1 rRNA gene (only partly in view) is annotated in these 1,361 nt (G+C 56.6%); it reads left to right on the forward strand.

The window, feature by feature from the left end:
- Positions 1-1,340 (forward strand): 23S ribosomal RNA (locus ACWDZ6_RS33220); it begins 1,827 nt to the left of the window's first position.
- Positions 1,341-1,361 lie beyond the last annotated feature (21 nt).

The following is a 1,361-nucleotide window of genomic DNA, read 5'->3' on the forward strand; positions in this document are numbered from 1 at the left end:
AAGAAAAGCCTCTAGCGAGTTTCATGGCGGCCCGTACCCTAAACCGACTCAGGTGGTCAGGTAGAGAATACCGAGGCGTTCGGGTGAACTATGGTTAAGGAACTCGGCAAAATGCCCCCGTAACTTCGGGAGAAGGGGGGCCATCACCGGTGACGGCATTTACTGCCAGAGCTGGGGGTGGCCGCAGAGACCAGCGAGAAGCGACTGTTTACTAAAAACACAGGTCCGTGCGAAGCCGTAAGGCGATGTATACGGACTGACGCCTGCCCGGTGCTGGAACGTTAAGGGGACCGGTTAGTCACATTTCGGTGTGGCGAAGCTGAGAACTTAAGCGCCAGTAAACGGCGGTGGTAACTATAACCATCCTAAGGTAGCGAAATTCCTTGTCGGGTAAGTTCCGACCTGCACGAATGGCGTAACGACTTCTCGACTGTCTCAACCATAGGCCCGGTGAAATTGCACTACGAGTAAAGATGCTCGTTTCGCGCAGCAGGACGGAAAGACCCCGGGACCTTTACTACAGTTTGATATTGGTGTTCGGTTCGGCTTGTGTAGGATAGGTGGGAGACTTTGAAGCGGCCACGCCAGTGGTTGTGGAGTCGCCGTTGAAATACCACTCTGGTCGTGCTGGATGTCTAACCTGGGTCCGTGATCCGGATCAGGGACAGTGTCTGATGGGTAGTTTAACTGGGGCGGTTGCCTCCTAAAGAGTAACGGAGGCGCCCAAAGGTTCCCTCAGCCTGGTTGGCAATCAGGTGTTGAGTGTAAGTGCACAAGGGAGCTTGACTGTGAGACCGACGGGTCGAGCAGGGACGAAAGTCGGGACTAGTGATCCGGCGGTGGCTTGTGGAAGCGCCGTCGCTCAACGGATAAAAGGTACCCCGGGGATAACAGGCTGATCTTCCCCAAGAGTCCATATCGACGGGATGGTTTGGCACCTCGATGTCGGCTCGTCGCATCCTGGGGCTGGAGTCGGTCCCAAGGGTTGGGCTGTTCGCCCATTAAAGCGGTACGCGAGCTGGGTTTAGAACGTCGTGAGACAGTTCGGTCCCTATCCGCTGCGCGCGCAGGAGTCTTGAGAAGGGCTGTCCCTAGTACGAGAGGACCGGGACGGACGAACCTCTGGTGTGCCAGTTGTCCTGCCAAGGGCATGGCTGGTTGGCTACGTTCGGAAAGGATAACCGCTGAAAGCATCTAAGCGGGAAGCCTGCTTCGAGATGAGGACTCCCACCCCCTTGAGGGGTTAAGGCTCCCAGTAGACGACTGGGTTGATAGGCCAGATGTGGAAGCCGGGCAACCGGTGAAGCTGACTGGTACTAATAGGCCGAGGGCTTGTCCTCAGTTGCTCGCGTCCACTGTGT

This window comes from Streptomyces sp. NPDC002926 (genome assembly GCF_053591755.1).